The sequence below is a fragment of the Gordonia sp. Swx-4 genome (assembly GCF_030316175.1).
GTDB lineage: Bacteria > Actinomycetota > Actinomycetes > Mycobacteriales > Mycobacteriaceae > Gordonia > Gordonia alkanivorans.
On the sequence record NZ_CP128197.1, the window covers coordinates 2,844,217 to 2,863,075 of the forward strand.

Below are 18,859 nucleotides of genomic sequence, written 5' to 3' on the forward strand. Positions count from 1 at the left end.
ACCTCCAGGGGTGTTGGTTCAGCCGGCCTTGGCCGCCGAGGTGAAGCGCTCGTAACCGTTCTCCTCGAGCACATCGGCCAGCTCCGGGCCGCCGGACTCGACGACGCGTCCGTTGACGAAGACGTGGACGTAGTCGGGCTTGATGTAGCGGAGGATGCGTGTGTAGTGCGTGATCAGCAGGACGCCGCCGTTGTCGCGTTCCTTGTACCGGTTGACACCCTCGCTGACGACTCGGAGCGCGTCGACGTCGAGGCCCGAGTCGGTCTCGTCGAGGATGGCGATCTTCGGCTTGAGCAGGTCGAGCTGGAGGATCTCGTGGCGCTTCTTCTCACCACCGGAGAAGCCCTCGTTGACGCTCCGCTCGGAGAACGACGGGTCGATCTCGAGAGCGGTCATCGCCTCCTTGGTCTCCTTGACCCAGTGACGCAGCTTCGGTGCCTCGCCGCGGACGGCGGTGGCGGCGGTGCGCAGGAAGTTCGACATCGAGACGCCGGGCACCTCGACCGGATACTGCATGGCCAGGAACAGGCCTGCACGAGCACGCTCGTCGACGCTCATCTCCAGGACGTTCTCGCCGTCGAGGGTGATCGAACCGGAGGTGACCTCGTACTTGGGGTGGCCGGCGATCGCGTAGGAGAGCGTCGACTTGCCCGAACCGTTGGGGCCCATGATCGCGTGCGTCTCACCGGACTTCACGGTCAGGTCGACACCCTTGAGGATGTGGATGGGCTCGGCGTCGGCGTCGGTCTGGGCGACATCGACGTGCAGGTCACGGATTTCCAGTGTGGTCATGTTCTGAGTTCTCTCTAACAGGCTGTGGGAGGTTTGAGTCAGGCGCGGACGCTGGTCAGGCGCCGGAGAGTTCGAGCTCGCGCTCGACGGCGGCGGACAGACGCTCGCGGAGCTCGGGCACACCGATCTTGGCGATCACCTCGCCGAAGAATCCGCGGATGACCAGACGGCGCGCCTGATCCTCGGGGATGCCGCGAGCCTGCAGGTAGAACAGCTGCTCGTCGTCGAAACGTCCGGTGGCACTGGCGTGGCCGGCACCGACGATCTCACCGGTCTCGATCTCGAGGTTCGGCACCGAGTCGGCGCGGGCGTTGTCGGTGAGCACCAGGTTGCGGTTGAGCTCGAAGGTGTCGGTTCCCTCGGCCTCGGCGCGGATCAGCACGTCGCCGATCCAGACGGTGTGCGCCTCACGCGACCGGTCGCCGGTCGTATCGCCCTGCAGCGCACCCTTGTACACCACGTTCGAGCGACAATTGGGCTGGCTGTGGTCGACGAGCAGACGCTGCTCGAGATGCTGTCCGGCGTCGGCGAAGTACAGACCCCACATCTCGACGTCGCCGCCCGGCGCGTCGTAGTGGACGATCGGCGAGAGCCGAACGAGGTTGCCGCCGAAGCTGACCGCGAAGTGGCGGACCACGGCGTCGCGGCCGGTGCGCACGTGATGGGTGACGACGTGCACGGCATCGTCATCCCAGTCGTGGACGTTGACGACGGTGAGCGCGGCACTGTCGCCGACGACGAACTCGACGTTCTCGGCGAAGGTTCCGCCGCCCTTCTGGTCCAGCACCACGACGGCGCGGGCGAAGGGCTCTAGCCTGACCTGGGTGTGACCGAAGGCGGTCTCGCCCTCACCGGGTCCGGTGATCGTGATGGTGACCGGCTCGGACAGCTCGACCTCGCGGCCGACGGTGACGACCGTGGCCTGGGTGAACGACGAGTACGCCTGTGCGGCAACCCGGTCGAAGGGCACGCCGCCCTGGCCGAGGCGCTCGTCCTCGCGACCCACGGTCTCCACCGTGACGCCGTCGGCGACTCCGGAAACATCCACGGTGGCCTCGCCGGTCCGCTGCGCGGAACCGTCGTGCAGACCGCGCAGTCGGCGGAACGGGGTGAAGCGCCAGGCCTCTTCGCGAGGGCTGGGCACCTCGAAGGCGTTGACGTCGAACGAGGTGAACAGTTCACCCTTGTTGACGACAGGCGAATGCGATCCCGGTGTCGAAACCGGGAGTGTCGGATCGGCCATCAGCCGACGGCTCCTTCCATCTGAAGCTCGATCAGGCGGTTGAGCTCGAGCGCGTATTCCATCGGGAGTTCCTTGGCGATCGGCTCGACGAAGCCGCGGACCACCATGGCCATCGCCTCGTCCTCGGTCAGACCACGGCTCATCAGGTAGAAGAGCTGATCGTCGCTGACCTTCGAGACGGTCGCCTCGTGCCCCATCGTCACGTCGTCCTCGCGGATGTCGACGTAGGGGTAGGTATCACTGCGGGAGATGGTGTCGACCAGCAGCGCATCGCATTTCACCGTCGAACGGCTGCCGTGCGCTCCGTTGTTGACCTTGATCAGGCCGCGGTAGGAAGCGCGGCCACCACCGCGGGCCACCGACTTCGAGATGATGTTGCTCGAGGTGTTCGGTGCGAGGTGGACCATCTTGGAGCCGGTGTCCTGGTGCTGGCCGGGGCCGGCGAAGGCGACCGAGAGGACCTCGCCCTTCGCGTGTTCACCGGTCAGCCAGACCGCCGGGTACTTCATGGTGACCTTCGAGCCGATGTTGCCGTCGACCCACTCCATGGTGGCGCCGGCCTCGGCCTTGGCGCGCTTGGTCACCAGGTTGTAGACGTTGTTCGACCAGTTCTGGATGGTCGTGTAGCGGCAGCGGCCGCCCTTCTTCACGATGATCTCGACGACCGCGGAGTGCAGCGAGTCGGTCTTGTAGATCGGCGCGGTACAACCCTCGACGTAGTGCACGTAAGCACCCTCGTCGACGATGATCAGCGTGCGCTCGAACTGACCCATGTTCTCGGTGTTGATCCGGAAGTAGGCCTGGAGCGGGATGTCGACGTGGACGCCGGGCGGGACGTAGATGAACGAGCCACCGGACCAGACCGCGGTGTTCAGCGCGGAGAACTTGTTGTCGCCGGCCGGGATGACCGAACCGAAGTACTCCTGGAAGATCTCCGGGTGCTCCTTGAGCGCGGTGTCGGTGTCGAGGAAGATCACGCCCTGCTTCTCGAGATCCTCACGGATCGAGTGGTACACGACCTCGGACTCGTACTGGGCGGCGACACCGGAGACCAGGCGCTGCTTCTCCGCCTCGGGGATTCCGAGCTTGTCGTAGGTGTTTTTGATGTCCTCGGGCAGGTCTTCCCACGTGGCGGCCTGCTTCTCGCTGGACCGCACGAAGTACTTGATGTTGTCGAAGTCGATGCCCTCGAGTCCGGCGCCCCAGTGCGGCATCGGCTTCTTGTCGAAGATCTTCAGTGCCTTGAGTCGCTGCTCGAGCATCCACTCGGGTTCGCTCTTCTTGGCCGAGATGTCGGCGACGACCGCCGGGGACAGTCCGCGCCTGGCGCTGGCGCCGGCCACGTCGGAGTCGGCCCAGCCGTAGCCGTACTTGCCGAGCGCGGCAATCGTCTCTTCCTGCGTGAGGGGAGCCGGGGCGGTCGGCGTGGTGGCGGCCGGATCGGTGACGGTCATCGCGTGGCCTTTCGGGTTGTCGTGGGCAGTGTCTGTGAGGTTCCGTGCCGGGGAGACGGTGGAGCCTCCGGCGGCGGGTGGATCGGCACGTGGGTGGTGCAGGCGCAGTCACCGTTGGCGATGGTGGCCAGGCGCTGCACATGCGTGCCGAGCAGCTCGGTGAAGACCGCGGTCTCGGCCTCACAGAGTTCGGGGAACTCGGTGGCGACGTGCGCCACCGGGCAGTGGTGCTGGCAGATCTGGATGCCGTTGCCGACCTGCCGGGTGTTGGTCGCGTATCCCGCGCTGGTCAACGCGTCGGCGATCTCCTCGACCGTGTCGGAGACCGTGAACGGGTCGGCGCTCGGCGACACGTCGGCGACGATCCGTTCGACACGTTCCCGCGCGAACTCGGCGACGGCGTCGTGGCCACCGAGGTCACGGAGCTTGCGCATCGCGGCACCGGCGAGGTCGTCGTAGGCGTGGCGCATCTTGCCGCGCCCCTCCGCCGTGAGCTGGAACCACTTCGCCGGTCGACCGCGTGCACGACCGCGACGCTGACCGAACCCGGTCGAGGCGACCTCGATGTCCCCGGCACTGGTGAGCGCGTCGAGGTGACGACGCACTCCGGCGGCGGAGATACCGAGGCGCTCACCGATCTCGCTCGCGGTCAGCGGGCCGTCCTCGACGAGCAGGTTCACCACCGCATCACGCGTCTGACCATCGTGGTGCGCATCGGCACCGAGGGGCGCGCGAGTGGTTGCCGTACCAGCGGAGGGCACGGCATCGCCGCCGCCCGAGGGCAGCACAACATCGTTCCGCATGGTTTTCACAACACGAGTGTGACGTAATTGATTCCGCCCTGCCAGCAAGGGTGCCCTTAGCGCTGCGTCCGAGTTCGTCAGCGGTGTCGTGATTGTCCGGATAAAGGGTGGTCGCGAGGTATCGGGCGCCGCCGATTACAGTCGTCGTGTGCCCGAAACCACAGCTGGCCGCCGCGTGCCGGACTTCTTCGGACTCGTGTGGAATCACCTGCTCGCCGTACTCGACTACCTCGGACTGCGTAAACAGCGTCCCGCCGGAACCGACGGCGACGCCACCGAGCAGCGCGGCGACTACGGCAAGGCCATCGCCCGGCTACACGACGACGAGCGCGAGGTCGGCCCCCTCAACGCCGCGGAGACCCGTCGCCTCCGCCGCATCAAGCTGTTCGGAGCCACCGGTTCGGTTCTGATCCTGATCGGCGCGCTCGGCACCGGCGCGGTGCCCGTGCTGCAGAACCCGGTCGCCGGCATGCGCGTGCTGTCGCTGCCATCGCGGATGTTCGGGACCGCACTCGCCCTCTCCATCGGCGGCACCATCACTCTCGTGGTCGCCTGGCTTCTGATCGGCCGCTTCGCGGTCGGCCGCTTCAGCGTCGAGGTCCGTCACGGACGCAGTCCGGAACGGCGGATGAGCCGACGCCAGGCCGACCGGACGCTCATGCTGTGGATCACGCCGATCGTGCTGGCTCCCCCGCTGCTGAGCAAGGACGTCTACTCCTACCTCGCCCAGAGCGCGATCGCCTTCCGCGGCATGGACCCGTACTCGGTCAGTCCCGTCCGCGGCCTCGGCGTCGATCACATCCTCACCCGATCCGTGCCCAACCTCTGGCGCGACACCCCCGCGCCCTACGGACCACTGTTCCTGTGGATCGGCGAGGGCATCACCAATATCACCGGGGCGAACATCACCGCGGCGATCTTCCTGCACCGCATCGTCGCACTGATCGGTGTCGCGCTCATCGTGTGGGCGTTGCCGCGTCTGGCGAAGCGCTGCGGGGTGTCCTCGGTCGCCGCCCTGTGGCTCGGTGCGATGAACCCGCTGGTGATCCTGCATCTGGTGGGCGGCATCCACAACGAGGCACTCATGCTCGGCCTGATGCTCGTCGGCCTCGAGCTGAGCTTCCGCGCCATCTACGGCGTCGACCGGTTACGGAAGCCGGGAACGCTGATACCCACAAGAGCCGGCTGGATATTGATCGCAGGCGGCGCGGTGATCGCGGCGTCGGCGATGATCAAGGTCGCATCCATGCTCGCGCTCGGTTTCGTCGGGATCGCCCTGGCGATGCGTTGGGGCGCCACGCTGCCGGCCCTGCGGCACGCGCCGATCCGCGAATGGTGGACCCGATCGAAATGGTCCGTGTACGCCCTCGGAGTCTCCGCGGCGTTCTACGTGGTCGTCCTGGGCATCGTGATGGTTGGTATCTCGCTGGCCACCGGGCTCGGATTCGGCTGGACGGGCACGCTCTCCACCGGCGAGATCGTCCGGTCGTGGATGTCGATGCCGACGCTGCTCGGGGTGACGACGGGTCGGATCGGTGTGACGCTCGGACTTGGAGAGCACACCCAGGCGATCCTCGACGTCGCACGCCCGATCGGTCAGCTCGTCGCGGGTCTGTTCATCATCCGGTGGATGCTCGCGACCCTTGGCGGACGCCTGCACCCCCTCGGCGCACTCGGTGTGTCAATGGCCACATTCATCCTGTTCTTCCCGTTCGTCCAGGCCTGGTATCTCCTCTGGGCGGTGATCCCGCTCGCGGCGTGGGCGACGGGAGCGTGGTTCCGGATCTCGACCATCGCGGCATCCGCGATCATCGCCATCGTCGTGATGCCCACGAGCTCCAACACCAGCGGAGTCGTTCTCGCACAGGGGCTTCTGGCCGGTGTGATCATGGTCGCAGCACTCACCGCACTCTTCTTCGAGGACCGTTCGCCGCGCCGATGGCGTCGTCGCAGAACCGGGGCACCGGAGGAGTCCCCGGAACCGGCCGAGAACGCCCCGACGCCATGACGATCCCCCACCGAACCCGCGAACGGCGTTTTTCGTCCGCGGGGTCCGAGCGCCTAGTCTGACCTGTGTGCGCAGCACGACCCCTCGGCAGATCAGCGATGACGATCGAATGAACGATCGTCCGCCGAGCGACCCCGTCGCATCCCCAGCGGTCGAGGTACGCGGGCTGGTCAAGACCTTCGGTGACCGTACCGCCGTCGATCGGCTCGATCTGACCGTGGAGCGCGGACAGATCCTCGCCCTCCTCGGACCGAACGGTGCGGGCAAGACCACGACCGTCGAGATCTGCGAGGGCTTCACCGCCCCCGACGCCGGCACCGTCCGGGTTCTCGGGCTCGATCCGATCGTCGACAACGACGCCCTCCGACGCCGCGTCGGTGTGATGCTGCAGGGCGGCGGCGCCTACCCGGGCGCCCGCGCCGAGGAGATGTTGCGGCTCGTCGCCGCCTACTCGGCCGACCCGATCGACCCCGAATTCCTCATCGACGCACTCGGTCTCGACGACGTCCGCCGCACGTCGTACCGACGCCTCTCCGGCGGACAACAGCAGCGCCTCGCGCTCGCCTGCGCGATCGTCGGCCGTCCTGAACTGGTGTTCCTCGACGAGCCGACCGCCGGCCTCGACGCCCACGCGCGTCTCGTCGTGTGGGAACTCGTCGACCGCCTCCGCGCCGACGGCGTGGCCGTCCTGCTCACCACGCATCTGATGGACGAGGCGGAGGAACTCGCCGACCAGGTCGTGATCATCGATCACGGCCGCGCGGTCGCCGCCGGGACCCCCGCCGACCTCACGAGCACCGGCGCCGAGAACGAGTTGCGGTTCACCGCGCCCCGCGGGCTCGACCTGTCGATGCTCACGCTCGCACTTCCCGAGGGCTATCACTGCACCGAGGCGAACCCCGGCTCGTACCTCGTCATCGGCCCGATGACGCCGCAGGTTCTCGCGACGGTGACCGCCTGGTGCGCGAAGATCAACGTCCTCGCCACCGATCTCCGTGTCGAGACCCGCAGTCTCGAAGACGTCTTCCTCGACCTGACCGGACGGGCCCTACGACAGTGAACTCCCCCGCAGTGAACTCCCCCGCTCCCGGCACGGGACTCTTCCCCGAGGGCATGTTCCGTCCGGCGCCGCGTCCGGCGTCCCTGCCGGCGATGATCACCGCGCAGTCGACCCTCGAGCTCAAGCTCCTGCTCCGCAACGGTGAACAGTTGTTGCTCACCATGTTCATCCCGATCACGCTGCTCATCGGGCTGTGCCTGCTGCCGATCAACACGACCTTCGGCGACGGCCCGGCCGAGCGCGCCACGCTCTTCGTCCCCGCGATCCTGACGGTCGCCGTGATGTCGACCGCCTTCACCGGCCAGGCCATCGCCGTCGGTTTCGACCGCCGGTACGGGGCCCTGAAAAGACTGGGCGCCACACCGATTCCCCGGTGGGGCATCATCGTCGGCAAGTCGGTCGCAGTGCTGATCGTGGTGGCCCTGCAGTCGGTCATCCTCGGCGCCATCGGACTCGCCTTCGGGTGGCGGCCCGACGCGGTCGGACTGCTCATCGGCGCGCTGGTGATCATCGTCGGCACCGCCTGCTTCGCGGCCCTCGGGCTGCTCCTCGGCGGCACGCTCAAGGCGGAGGTCGTCCTGGCCCTGGCGAACCTGCTCTGGTTCGCGTTCATCGGACTCGGCAGCCTCGTGGTCGTCGATTCCAACGTTCCCGGCGCCGTGCACACCTTCGCACGGTGTATCCCCTCGGGTGCGCTCAGTGAGGCCCTGGAAATGGCCGCACGTGGTTCGTTCGACGCCTTCGGGGTGGGCGTCTTGCTGGTGTGGGCCGCAGTGGCCGGCACCTTGGCAGTGAGGTGGTTCCGATTCCGATGACGACGTCGCAGACTTCGACACGACCCGACGGGGCGGACCCCGACAGGGCGACTACCGAGGGTGGCAATCGACAGGTGGGCGGTTTCTGGCGGTCCATCCCGGGATTCGGCCGACCGACGATCCGCTTCGTACACCGCTGGGCGATGGCGCTGCTCGTCTCCAACGTCGGGATCGTCGCCACCGGCGGCGCCGTCCGCGTGACGGGTTCGGGACTCGGTTGTCCCACCTGGCCGCGCTGCACCGACGATTCCTTCGTCCCGCACGGCGAACTCGGCATCCACGGCGCGATCGAGTTCGGCAACCGGATGCTGACATGGGTCCTCATCATCATCGCGATCGCCGCCTGGATCGCCGTGCTCCGCTACGCCGGATCGGCCCGCCGCGACAAGTGGCTCGTGACCCTGATCGCTCTCGGTATCCCGTTCCAGGGCGTGATCGGCGGCATCACCGTCCTCACCGACCTCAATCCGTGGGTCGTGGCGCTGCACTTCATCCTGTCGATGATCCTGGTGTCGGCGGCGACCGTCCTGGTCTTCCGGATGCGCCCGTATCCGACCCCGGCCGAACCCGCACCCGCCGACACCGACACCCCGGGGATGGCGACCCGGCGACTGGGCGTCTACCTGGCGTGGCTGCTGTACGCGGTCACCTGGGTGACCATCTACCTCGGCACAGTGGTGACGGGTTCCGGCCCCCACGCCGGCGACGCCGACGCCCCCCGCAACGGACTCGACCCCGACAACGCCACCCAGCTCCACGCAGATGCGGTGTTCGTACTCGTCGGCCTGGGTCTGGCCGCACTCATCTACGCCCGCGTCTTCGCGCGTCCCCAGCAGCGCTCGGCACTGGTCTTCGTGGGCCTGCTCGTCCTGCAGGGTGTGATCGGCTTCGTCCAGTTCTTCACCGATCTGCCCGTCGCGCTGGTCATCGCGCACATGTTCGGCAGTGCGCTGCTCCTCATCGGCGCGACCTGGCAGGTGCTGGTCGCCCGGGCGACCGATCAGCCGCACGTCGACGCGGCCTGACCACGCGTCACGAACGACGACGACCCCCGGCGATCGCGCCGGGGGTCGTCTCTGGTTCGCGGGTCGGACCGTCGCGTCAGAGGATCGCGCGGTTGCGCGCCTTCGGGAAGCGCTTCTGGCGGGCCACCCAGCCGGCCATCTTGCGGTAATGCGACGGCTTGACGGTGGTCTCGGAGGTGAGATCGCGATCCCACTCGGCGATCTCGAGTCCGTCGACGGCGTCGACGACTGCCTGCGCGGTCGCGAGGTCGGCGACGACGCGGTCACCGAGGACGCCTCCGGCGTCACCGACGAGCGTGATCCGGACGCCGGCCGCACCGATCGCCTGCAGGACGACCTTGGCGCTCCCGCCCTCGCGCGCGACGAACTTCTTCACCGAGGCGACGACATCGCCCGGTGCCTGGACGGTCGGCGTGGCTGTGGTGTCGGTGGCGGCACTGTCAGTCATGACGCTCAGCATACCGGTGGGCCTCGGCCGATCCCGATACCGGGATGGGCGTCACGTCCGGCGCGTTCCCCGTGTACAACGGGTGTCGTGCGTGCGATACAGGTGACCCGCCACGGCGGTCCGGACGTCCTGACCTTCGGAACCGTCGACGACCCGATCCCGGCCGCCGACGAGGTGATCGTCCGAACCTCGGCGGTGGGCGTCAACTACATCGACACCTATCTCCGCCGCGGTCTCTATCCTTCGACCCCGCCGTACATCCCGGGCACCGAGGGGGCCGGCGAGATCGTCTCCCTGGGCTCCGACGTGTCCGCCCTCGAAGTGGGTCAGCGGGTCGCATGGTGTGCGGCGCCCGCGTCGTATGCCGAACTCGTGGCGGTGCCCGCCGCTCAGGCGGTCGTCGTCCCCGACGGCATCGACGACGCGGTCGCCGGATCGTCGCTGCTCCGCGGGCTCACCGCGCACTACCTGCTCGACGGCAGCGCACACCCGCATCCGGAGGACACGGTGCTGATCCACGCCGGGGCCGGCGGGGTCGGGCTGATCCTGACCCAGATGGCCAAGCGCCACGGTCTGCGGGTCATCACGACGGTGTCCTCGGAGGAGAAGGAGCAGTTGTCCCGGGAGGCCGGGGCCGACCACGTCCTGCGCTACGGGGACGACCTCGCCGCGCGCGTCCGGGAGTTGACCGACGGTCGCGGTGTTGCGGTGGTCTACGACGGGGTCGGCGCCGACACCTTCGAGCAGTCGCTGGCCGCCACGGCCGTCCGCGGCATCATCGTGCTGTTCGGTGCCTCCAGCGGACCGGTGCCGCCGTTCGATCTGCAGCGCCTCAACCCGGCCGGTTCGTTGTCGGTGACCCGACCCACCCTCGCGCATTTCACCGCGACGCCGGAGGAACTGAACTGGCGGGCAAGCGAGTACTTTGAGGCGATCGGAGACGGCGACGTGGACGTGCGGGTGGGTCAGCGATACCGGCTGGCCGACGCCGCGCAGGCCCACGCGGACCTGGAGGCACGCAAGACCACGGGTGCGACCGTGCTGCTGCCGGCGGATTCCTGAGGGATCTGAACGACCGGATCAGAAGTACGAGGAGATCGTCTGCATGCCGACGACCGCGTCGATCGCGAGGCCGCAGAAGACGATCGCCAGGTACTCGTTGGACTGCAGGAACACCTTGAGGGGCTTCACCTCGGCGCCGCGCTTGGTGTCGCGGTAGAGCTTGGTGACCCGCTCGAGGAACCAGGCGCCGGCGAGGAGGGCGATCACCGTGTAGATCCAGCTGGTGGCCGGGATCAGTGCGAGGGAGCTGATGACGGTCAGCCAGGTGTAGATCAGCATCTGACGCGTGACGCGTTCCTCGGTCGCGATGACCGGGAGCATCGGCACGCCGGCCGCCTTGTAGTCCTCCTTGTAGCGCATCGCGAGCGCCCAGGTGTGCGGCGGAGTCCAGAAGAAGATGACCAGGAACAGCACGATCGGCTGCCAGCTGATCGAGCCGGTGACGGCCGCCCAGCCGACCAGCGTCGGCATGCAACCGGCGGCGCCGCCCCACACCACGTTCTGCCAGGTGCGGCGCTTGAGGATCATCGTGTAGACGCCGACGTAGAAGATGATCGTCGCCGAGACGAGCAGAGACGACAGCAGGTTCGCGGCGAAGTACAGCACCGCGAACGACGCGGCCCAGAGCACCAGGCCGAAGATCAGCGCACTGCGCGTGGCGACCGCCCGACGGGCCAGGGGCCGCCGTTCGGTGCGCTTCATCTTCTTGTCGATGTCGGCGTCGACCACCATGTTGAGGGTGTTCGCGCTGCCGGCACCGAGCCATCCACCGATCAGGGTGAAGGCGATGACAGCGATGTCGACGTGACCGCGATCGGCCTGCAGCATCACCGGGATCGTCGCGACCAGCAGCAGCTCGATGACCCGCGGCTTGGTCAGCGCGACATACGCAAGCACCGTCGCGCGCACACGTCCGGCCCACGTCAGATCCGCCGGCATGACCGGCTCGGTCGAAACCTGCTGTGATGCGGTGTCGGTCGAGTGGGATGCGGCGGGACGGTCTCCGCTCACACGCTCCCCTATCCTCACGAACACTCCTCGTCTGCCCGCACAGATCGCCGCGGGCTACTACAGAGCATGGTAGACGTTTGCCTTCGCGAACCGTAATCGCCTCGTGGCCGGACCCGTGACCGGCACCGATCGACGAACCGACCGGTAACTTTCGGTCGGCGCGCAGGCCGTGCTCCTGGCCGATTACTCTGGACCCGAACGCGCCGAAAACCCGAGCAGGCACAGGAGACAATCACCATCGTGGCCGACACAGACGAGATCCGCGCACTGACCACCCCCCGCCATCCGGACGACTGGACCGACCTCGACACGCGTGCCGTCGACACGGCCCGCCTGCTGGCCGCCGACGCGGTGCAGAAGTGTGGCAGTGGTCATCCGGGTACGGCCATGAGCCTCGCACCGTTGGCCTACACGCTGTTCCAGCGCGTGATGCGTCACGACCCCACCGACACCGACTGGGCCGGCCGCGACCGCTTCGTGCTGTCCTGCGGGCATTCGAGCCTGACCCTCTACATCCAGCTCTACCTGGGTGGCTTCGGCCTCGAGCTCTCCGACATCGAGGCGCTGCGGACCTGGGATTCGCTGACCCCCGGTCACCCGGAGTTCCGCCACACCCGCGGTGTGGAGATCACCACCGGCCCGCTGGGCCAGGGTCTCGCCTCATCGGTCGGCATGGCGATGGCCGCCCGCCGCGAGCGCGGCCTGTTCGACCCGGATGCCGGCGTCGGCGAGAGCCCGTTCGACCACTACATCTACGTGGTCGCCTCCGACGGTGACATCGAGGAGGGCGTGACCTCTGAGGCCAGCTCGCTCGCCGGCACCCAGCAGCTCGGCAACCTGATCGTGTTCTACGACCAGAACCAGATCTCGATCGAGGACGACACCGACATCGCCCTGTCCGAGGACGTCGCCAAGCGCTACGAGGCCTACGGCTGGCACGTGCAGACCGTCGAAGGCGGCGAGGACGTCGTGGCCATCGAGGCCGCGATCAAGGCCGCCCAGGAGGTCGTCGACCGTCCGTCGATCATCTGCCTCCGCACCATCATCGGCTTCCCGGCACCCAACCTCATGAACACCGGCGCGGCCCACGGCGCGGCGCTCGGTGACGAGGAGATCGCCGCGACCAAGAAGATTCTCGGCTTCGACCCGGAGAAGAACTTCGAGGTCACCGACGAGGTCATCGCGCACACCCGCAAGCTCGTCGAGCGCGGCGCCGAGCAGCGCAAGGCCTGGACGGCGTCCTTCGACGCATGGGCTGAGAAGAACCCCGAGCAGAAGGCGCTGTTCGATCGCCTGACCGCCCACGAGCTCCCCGAGGGCTGGACCGAGAACCTGCCGAGCTGGAACGTCGGCGACAAGGACGTGGCGACGCGCAGCGCCTCGGGCAAGGTGCTCGGCGCCCTCGCGCCCGTGCTGCCCGAGCTGTGGGGCGGTTCTGCCGACCTCGCCGGCTCGAACAACACCACGATGGACGGCGAGCCCTCGTTCGGCCCGACGTCGATCAGCACCAAGAAGTGGTCGGCCAACCCGTACGGCCGCACCCTGCACTTCGGTGTCCGCGAGCACGCGATGGGTTCGATCCTGTCGGGCATCGCCCTGCACGGACCGACCCGCGCCTACGGCGGCACCTTCCTGCAGTTCGCCGACTACATGCGTCCGGCCGTCCGTCTGGCGGCGCTGATGGAGATCGACCCGATCTACGTCTGGACCCATGACTCGATCGGTCTCGGCGAGGACGGCCCGACCCACCAGCCGATCGAGCACCTGGCGGCGCTGCGGGCGATCCCTAATCTCGACGTCGTGCGTCCCGCCGACGCGAACGAGACCGCCTACGCGTGGGCGCACCTGCTGACCCGGCGCAACCACCCGGTCGGCCTGGCGCTCACCCGGCAGAACCTCCCGATCCTCGAGGGCACCTCGGCGCAGGGCGTCGCCAACGGCGGCTACATCCTCAGCGATTCCGAGGGCGATCCGCAGGTCGTGCTGATCGGCACGGGCTCCGAGGTGTACCTGGCCGTCGAAGCACAGAAGGCGCTGGCCGACAAGGGAATCAAGGCCCGCGTCGTGTCCATGCCCTGTGTCGAGTGGTTCGACGAGCAGCCCAAGGGGTACCAGGACCACGTGCTCCCGCCGTCGGTTCCGCGTGTCGCCGTCGAGGCCGGCATCGCGATGCCGTGGTACCGCATCGTCGGCGCCGGTGGCGAGATCGTCAGCATCGAGCACTTCGGTGCCTCGGCCGACTACAAGGTGCTCTTCACCAAGTTCGGGATCACCGCAGAGGCCGTCACGTCGGCCGCCGAGCGCGTCGTCGCCGGCTGACCAACCCAAGGAGAGAGATCGTGACCCAGAACGAGAAGCTCGCCGAACTGTCCGCCGCCGGAGTCTCGGTGTGGCTGGACGACCTGTCCCGTGACCTGATCGGCTCCGGCGAACTCGCCGAACTGATCTCGACCAAGTCGGTGGTCGGTGTGACCACCAACCCGTCGATCTTCCAAGCGGCGCTGTCGAAGGGCACCGCCTACAACGCGCAGGTCACCGAACTGGCCGCGCGTGGCGCCGATGTCGACGGCACCATCCGCACGGTGACCACCGACGACGTCCGCAACGCCTGCGACGTGCTCGCACCGGTGTACGAGGAGTCCGACGGCGTCGACGGCCGGGTGTCGATCGAGGTCGACCCGCGCCTGGCCCACGACACCGACGGCACGGTCGCCCAGGCGATCGAGCTGTGGAAGATCGTCGACCGCCCGAACCTGCTGATCAAGATCCCGGCCACCACGGCCGGGCTCCCGGCGATCACCAAGGTCATCGCCGAGGGCATCAGCGTCAACGTGACGCTGATCTTCTCGGTGGAGCGCTACAAGGACGTCATGGACGCCTACCTCGACGGCCTCGACGCCGCCGCGGAAGCCGGCCACGACCTGTCGAACATCCACTCGGTGGCGTCGTTCTTCGTCTCGCGCGTCGACACCGAGATCGACAAGCGTCTCGACGCCATCGGCACCCCGGAGGCGATGGAGCTCAAGGGCAAGGCGGCACTGGCCAACGCCCGCCTGGCCTACTCGGCCTACCAGCAGGTGTTCGAGGTCGAGTCGCGCTTCCCCGATCTGCTCGCCCACGGCGCCCGTCCGCAGCGCGCGCTCTGGGCGTCGACCGGCGTGAAGAACCCGGACTACCCCGACACCCTGTACGTCAGCGAGCTCGTCGCACCCAACACGGTCAACACCATGCCGGGCAAGACGATGGACGCCTTCGCCGACCACGGTTGGGTGAACACCGGCTCGATCATCGGTCTCGCGCAGGAGTCGCAGGAGGTCTTCGACAAGATCGCGGCGCTCGGCGTCGACACGGTCGATGTCTTCAAGGTCCTCGAGGACGAGGGCGTGAGCAAGTTCGAGGACGCGTGGAACGATCTGCTCAACGCGACCGCCGAGCAGTTGTCCGCGGCGATCAAGGGCTGATCCCACAGTGGCCGTCGGCGGGGATTCAGTGGGACCCGGTGCTGTAGGACCCGACTCCTGGACCAATCCGCTCCGTGACCCACGGGACAAGCGGCTCCCGCGTATCGCGGGACCGTGCAGTCTGGTCATCTTCGGCGTAACCGGAGACCTGGCACGCAAGAAGTTGATGCCTGCGGTCTACGACCTCGCCAACCGCGGCCTCCTCCCCCCGTCGTTCGCTCTCGTCGGGTTCGCCCGGCGGGACTGGACCGACGAGGATTTCGGGGCGGTCGTGCACGACGCCGTGCGGGAACACGCCCGCACGGGCTTCCGTGAGGAGGTGTGGGAGCGCCTCGCCGAGGGCTTCCGCTTCGTGCAGGGCAATTTCGACGACGACGCCGCCTTCGACAAGTTGCGCGACACCCTCAAGTCGCTCGACAACGAACGCGGTACGGACGGCAATCACGCCTTCTACCTGTCGATCCCGCCCGGGGCGTTCCCGACGGTGTGTGAACAGCTCGAGCGCAGCGGGCTCGCAGCACAGACCGGCGACAGCTGGCGCCGGGTGGTCATCGAGAAGCCCTTCGGTCACGACCTCGGCTCGGCCCGTGAACTCAACGCCATCGTCAACAACGTCTTCCCGGAGTCGTCGGTGTTCCGCATCGACCACTACCTCGGCAAGGAGACGGTGCAGAACATCCTGGCGCTGCGCTTCGCCAATCAGCTGTTCGATCCGCTGTGGAGTTCGCACTACGTCGACCATGTCCAGATCACCATGGCCGAGGACATCGGTCTCGGTGGCCGGGCCGGCTACTACGACGGCATCGGGGCGGCGCGCGACGTCATCCAGAACCATCTGCTGCAGCTGATGGCGCTGGTGGCGATGGAAGAGCCGATCTCTTTCGAGCCCAAGCAGTTACAGGCCGAGAAGGCCAAGGTTCTCGCCGCCACCCGCAACATCGAGCCGCTGTCGGAGAACACGGCTCGGGGTCAGTACACCGCCGGCTGGCAGGGCAGCGAGAAGGTTCGCGGCCTCAAAGAGGAGTCCGGCTTCGCCAAGGACTCCACGACCGAGACCTTCGCCGCGATCGCCCTGGAGGTCGACTCCCGCCGCTGGGCGGGTGTCCCCTTCTACCTGCGTACCGGCAAGCGCCTCGGCCGGCGCGTCACCGAGATCGCGCTGGTCTTCAAACGGGCGCCGCATCTGCCCTTCGATCAGACGATGACCGAGGAACTCAGCCAGAACGTGCTGGTGATCCGCGTTCAGCCCGACGAGGGGATGACGCTCCGGTTCGGCTCCAAGGTGCCCGCATCGAGCATGGAAGTCCGCGACGTGAACATGGACTTCAGTTACGGCACCGCGTTCACCGAGGCGTCCCCGGAGGCCTACGAACGGTTGATCCTCGACGTGCTGCTCGGGGAACCGTCACTCTTCCCCGTCAACGAGGAAGTCGAATTGTCCTGGAAGATCCTCGATCCGGTGCTCGACCACTGGGCCCAGAACGGCCGGCCGGAAGCGTACGAGGCAGGAACCTGGGGTCCGGCGTCCGCAGACGAGATGCTCGCACGCCATGGCCGACAGTGGAGGCGTCCATGATCGTCAACCTGCCCGACACGTCGAGCCGGGAAGTCGCCAAGCGACTGGTCACGCTCCACGAGACCGAGGGTTCGGTCAACAGCGGTCGCGTGCTCACGCTGGTCGTCTGTGCCGAACACGACGAACCCACCGAAGGCGCCATCGAGGCCGCGATCGCCGCGAGCCGCGAGCATCCCAGCCGCGTGATCGTCGTCTCCCGCGGTGTGCGCCATGCGCGTTCGCGGATGGACGCCGAGATCCGCGTCGGCGGCGACGCCGGCGCGTCGGAGGTCATCGTGCTGTCTCTGGCCGGCGACATGGCCGACCACGCACACGCAGTGGTGATCCCCTTCCTGCTGCCGGACACCCCGGTGGTCACCTGGTGGCCGAGTATCGGTCCCGCGCGGCCGGCATCCGATCCGCTCGGCACGCTGGGCCGCCGCCGGATCATGGACGCCAATCGCGACCCCGGCCTGAACACCGTCCTCAAACGTCGTCTCGCCGGGTACTCGCCCGGTGACACCGACATCGCCTGGACCCAGCTCACCCCGTGGCGGGCGATCCTCGCTTCGGCCCTCGATCGTCCTCCGTTCACCCCGGTCCTCGAGATCGATGTGACCGGACCCGATCGCAGTCCGGCCATCGACCTGCTCGCCGGCTGGCTGCGGTCCGCGCTGGGCGTCCCCACGCGCAGGTTCACCGGCAGCTTCGAGGTTCGACTCGTCCGGACCGACGGCGACACCGTGCTGGCCGTCGACGAGAGCAACAACGCCGTCCTGACCGCACCCGGCAAGCCGGACGGGAAGATCGCGATGACGCCGCGCTCGCTGCCGGTGTGCATCGCCGAGGAGTTGCGCCGTCTCGACGTCGACGAGGTGTACGCCTCGGCGTTGGCCGGTGTCGCCGACGTGGAGCGGATCTCACCGGAGCAGGAGGCACTCCTCCGAGCCGACATGCGAGCCGCTGTCGAACACGCCGCACAGCAGAGCGATTCAGCTGCATCCGACGGAAAAGAGTAAAAGACGTGGCCAACGAGACGCTGGTCTTCGAGTCCAAGCAGGAACTGGTCGTGACCGCGGCCGCTCGCTTCATCGACCTGGTGACCCGCGCACAGGCCGAACGCGACGTCGCGAGCATCGTCCTGACCGGCGGCAGCAACGGGATCGGCATTCTGTCGGCCCTGGCCGCCGACAGCGGCACGATCGACTGGTCGCGAGTCGACCTGTACTGGGGCGACGACCGATTCGTACCGGCCGACGACCCGGAACGCAACTCCGGACAGGCCCGCGAAGCCCTGCTCGACAAGGTGCCGGTCGACCCGTCGCGGGTCTTCCCGATGGCCCCGTCCGACGGCCCGTTCGGCGACGACATCGACGCCGCCGCAGCCGATTACGCGGCGATCCTGGCCGGCCGCTCCTCTGACGGCATTGCCCCGGAGTTCGATCTTCACCTTCTGGGAATGGGCGGCGAAGGCCACATCAACTCACTCTTCCCGCACACCGCGGCCACCGCGGAGACCGAGAAGTCGGTTGTCGCCGTGGAGGATTCGCCCAAGCCGCCGCCGCGTCGGATCACCTTGACACTGCCCGTGGTCAACCGGTCGCGCAACGTCTGGTTCCTCGTCGCCGGCGCCGACAAGGCCGAGGCCGTCGTCGCTGCCCACAACGGTGCCGACCCGGCGGACTGGCCCTGCGCCGGTGCCCACGGCACCGAAGAGACCATCTGGTTCCTCGACGAGGACGCGGCCTCCCGGCTCAAGTGATTCCGGGCTCACGCTAGGCTCGATGCTCGTGACCGATACCTCGACCTACGCGAACGTGACCCACGACCCTCGCGCCAACGTCTACTTCGACGGCAAGTGCGTGAGCCACACGTTCCACCTCGCCGACGGCACCCGTAAATCGGCCGGTGTGATCCTGCCCGCGACACTGAATTTCGGCACCGGCGCACCCGAGATCATGGAACTCCACAGCGGCGCCTGCCGGGTGCGGCTCGCCGGCAGCGAGGACTGGACCTCCTACGGCGCGGGCGACTCGTTCTCGGTGCCCGGGAACTCCTCGTTCGACATCGAGGTCACCGACCCCGTCAGCTACGTCTGCCACTACGGCTGAGCACAGCCACT

The 18,859-nt window shown here is 67.8% G+C and carries 17 protein-coding genes; 11 read left to right on the forward strand and 6 right to left on the reverse strand.

Annotated features, from left to right (window positions below; genetic code table 11):
- Nucleotides 1-18 precede the first annotated feature (18 nt).
- From sufC to PWF70_RS12915, 4 genes are read right to left on the reverse strand one after another with little or no spacing between them, the layout of a single operon-like run.
- Nucleotides 19-792, reverse strand: a complete 774-nt coding sequence (gene sufC / locus PWF70_RS12900; RefSeq protein ID WP_006357249.1) for a Fe-S cluster assembly ATPase SufC — start codon at nucleotides 790-792, stop codon at nucleotides 19-21.
- A 55-nt stretch (nucleotides 793-847) separates the two neighbouring features.
- Nucleotides 848-2,035, reverse strand: coding sequence for a Fe-S cluster assembly protein SufD (gene sufD / locus PWF70_RS12905; protein WP_035751527.1), 1,188 nt, complete (start codon nucleotides 2,033-2,035; stop codon nucleotides 848-850).
- The gene (sufB, locus tag PWF70_RS12910) at nucleotides 2,035-3,489 is read right to left on the reverse strand and encodes a Fe-S cluster assembly protein SufB (protein ID WP_035751525.1); all 1,455 of its coding nucleotides are present in this window, start codon (nucleotides 3,487-3,489) and stop codon (nucleotides 2,035-2,037) included. The genes sufD and sufB overlap by 1 nt, the downstream gene beginning before the upstream one ends.
- Nucleotides 3,486-4,292, reverse strand: coding sequence for a helix-turn-helix transcriptional regulator (locus tag PWF70_RS12915; RefSeq protein ID WP_042378037.1), 807 nt, complete (start codon nucleotides 4,290-4,292; stop codon nucleotides 3,486-3,488). The genes sufB and PWF70_RS12915 overlap by 4 nt, the downstream gene beginning before the upstream one ends.
- 175 nt (nucleotides 4,293-4,467) lie before the next feature.
- Here PWF70_RS12915 and mptB point away from each other — a divergent pair, with 175 nt between their 5' ends.
- The 4 genes from mptB (at nucleotide 4,468) to PWF70_RS12935 (ending at nucleotide 9,200) form a co-directional block, all read left to right on the forward strand.
- Nucleotides 4,468-6,300 (forward strand): polyprenol phosphomannose-dependent alpha 1,6 mannosyltransferase MptB, encoded by a 1,833-nt coding sequence (mptB, locus tag PWF70_RS12920; RefSeq protein ID WP_035751523.1) that lies wholly within the window; start codon nucleotides 4,468-4,470, stop codon nucleotides 6,298-6,300.
- Nucleotides 6,301-6,409: 109 nt separating this feature from the next.
- On the forward strand, nucleotides 6,410-7,360 hold the full coding sequence (locus PWF70_RS12925; RefSeq protein ID WP_006357244.1) for an ABC transporter ATP-binding protein: 951 nt from the start codon (nucleotides 6,410-6,412) through the stop codon (nucleotides 7,358-7,360).
- An 11-nt stretch (nucleotides 7,361-7,371) separates the two neighbouring features.
- Nucleotides 7,372-8,175, forward strand: a complete 804-nt coding sequence (locus PWF70_RS12930; protein ID WP_035751700.1) for an ABC transporter permease — start codon at nucleotides 7,372-7,374, stop codon at nucleotides 8,173-8,175.
- On the forward strand, nucleotides 8,172-9,200 hold the full coding sequence (locus tag PWF70_RS12935) for a COX15/CtaA family protein (protein WP_035751522.1): 1,029 nt from the start codon (nucleotides 8,172-8,174) through the stop codon (nucleotides 9,198-9,200). Before PWF70_RS12930 ends, PWF70_RS12935 begins: the two co-directional genes overlap by 4 nt.
- A gap of 76 nt (nucleotides 9,201-9,276) precedes the next feature.
- On the opposite strand, the gene PWF70_RS12940 is transcribed toward PWF70_RS12935, so the two are convergent.
- Nucleotides 9,277-9,660, reverse strand: coding sequence for a hypothetical protein (locus PWF70_RS12940; protein ID WP_006357241.1), 384 nt, complete (start codon nucleotides 9,658-9,660; stop codon nucleotides 9,277-9,279).
- A gap of 75 nt (nucleotides 9,661-9,735) precedes the next feature.
- On the opposite strand from PWF70_RS12940, the gene PWF70_RS12945 reads away from it, so the two are divergent.
- A complete protein-coding gene (locus PWF70_RS12945) occupies nucleotides 9,736-10,710 on the forward strand; it encodes a quinone oxidoreductase family protein (RefSeq protein ID WP_035751521.1) in 975 nt (324 codons plus the stop codon).
- A gap of 18 nt (nucleotides 10,711-10,728) precedes the next feature.
- Here the strand turns inward: PWF70_RS12945 and PWF70_RS12950 are convergent, their stop codons facing one another.
- Entirely contained in the window at nucleotides 10,729-11,721 is a 993-nt protein-coding gene (locus tag PWF70_RS12950; protein ID WP_006357239.1) for a heme o synthase, read from the reverse strand.
- Nucleotides 11,722-11,961: 240 nt separating this feature from the next.
- On the opposite strand from PWF70_RS12950, the gene tkt reads away from it, so the two are divergent.
- Genes tkt through ppnP form a run of 6 tightly spaced genes read left to right on the forward strand, consistent with a single transcriptional unit; the run spans nucleotide 11,962 to nucleotide 18,848 of the window.
- Complete coding sequence (gene tkt, locus PWF70_RS12955) at nucleotides 11,962-14,040, forward strand: transketolase (protein ID WP_006357238.1); 2,079 nt, start codon at nucleotides 11,962-11,964, stop codon at nucleotides 14,038-14,040.
- Between the two features lie 20 nt (nucleotides 14,041-14,060).
- The gene (gene tal, locus PWF70_RS12960) at nucleotides 14,061-15,182 is read left to right on the forward strand and encodes a transaldolase (protein ID WP_006357237.1); all 1,122 of its coding nucleotides are present in this window, start codon (nucleotides 14,061-14,063) and stop codon (nucleotides 15,180-15,182) included.
- Between the two features lie 7 nt (nucleotides 15,183-15,189).
- Nucleotides 15,190-16,758, forward strand: coding sequence for a glucose-6-phosphate dehydrogenase (gene zwf, locus PWF70_RS12965; RefSeq protein ID WP_006357236.1), 1,569 nt, complete (start codon nucleotides 15,190-15,192; stop codon nucleotides 16,756-16,758).
- Entirely contained in the window at nucleotides 16,755-17,756 is a 1,002-nt protein-coding gene (locus tag PWF70_RS12970) for a glucose-6-phosphate dehydrogenase assembly protein OpcA (RefSeq protein ID WP_006357235.1), read from the forward strand. Before zwf ends, PWF70_RS12970 begins: the two co-directional genes overlap by 4 nt.
- A 5-nt stretch (nucleotides 17,757-17,761) precedes the next feature.
- Nucleotides 17,762-18,499, forward strand: coding sequence for a 6-phosphogluconolactonase (gene pgl, locus PWF70_RS12975; protein WP_035751698.1), 738 nt, complete (start codon nucleotides 17,762-17,764; stop codon nucleotides 18,497-18,499).
- Between the two features lie 22 nt (nucleotides 18,500-18,521).
- Complete coding sequence (gene ppnP / locus PWF70_RS12980; protein ID WP_283378096.1) at nucleotides 18,522-18,848, forward strand: pyrimidine/purine nucleoside phosphorylase; 327 nt, start codon at nucleotides 18,522-18,524, stop codon at nucleotides 18,846-18,848.
- Nucleotides 18,849-18,859 lie beyond the last annotated feature (11 nt).

Excerpts from the sequence above, each read along its gene's own strand:
- PWF70_RS12970 (WP_006357235.1), top strand. The coding sequence starts at position 16,755 with ATGATCGTCAACCTGCCCGACACGTCGAGCCGGGAAGTCGCCAAGCGA.
- PWF70_RS12915 (WP_042378037.1), bottom strand. The coding sequence starts at position 4,292 with ATGCGGAACGATGTTGTGCTGCCCTCGGGCGGCGGCGATGCCGTGCCC.
- PWF70_RS12925 (WP_006357244.1), top strand. The coding sequence starts at position 6,410 with ATGAACGATCGTCCGCCGAGCGACCCCGTCGCATCCCCAGCGGTCGAG.
- PWF70_RS12935 (WP_035751522.1), top strand. The coding sequence starts at position 8,172 with ATGACGACGTCGCAGACTTCGACACGACCCGACGGGGCGGACCCCGAC.
- ppnP (WP_283378096.1), top strand. The coding sequence starts at position 18,522 with ATGCTCGTGACCGATACCTCGACCTACGCGAACGTGACCCACGACCCT.
- sufC (WP_006357249.1), bottom strand. The coding sequence starts at position 792 with ATGACCACACTGGAAATCCGTGACCTGCACGTCGATGTCGCCCAGACC.
- sufD (WP_035751527.1), bottom strand. The coding sequence starts at position 2,035 with ATGGCCGATCCGACACTCCCGGTTTCGACACCGGGATCGCATTCGCCT.
- sufB (WP_035751525.1), bottom strand. The coding sequence starts at position 3,489 with ATGACCGTCACCGATCCGGCCGCCACCACGCCGACCGCCCCGGCTCCC.
- PWF70_RS12940 (WP_006357241.1), bottom strand. The coding sequence starts at position 9,660 with ATGCTGAGCGTCATGACTGACAGTGCCGCCACCGACACCACAGCCACG.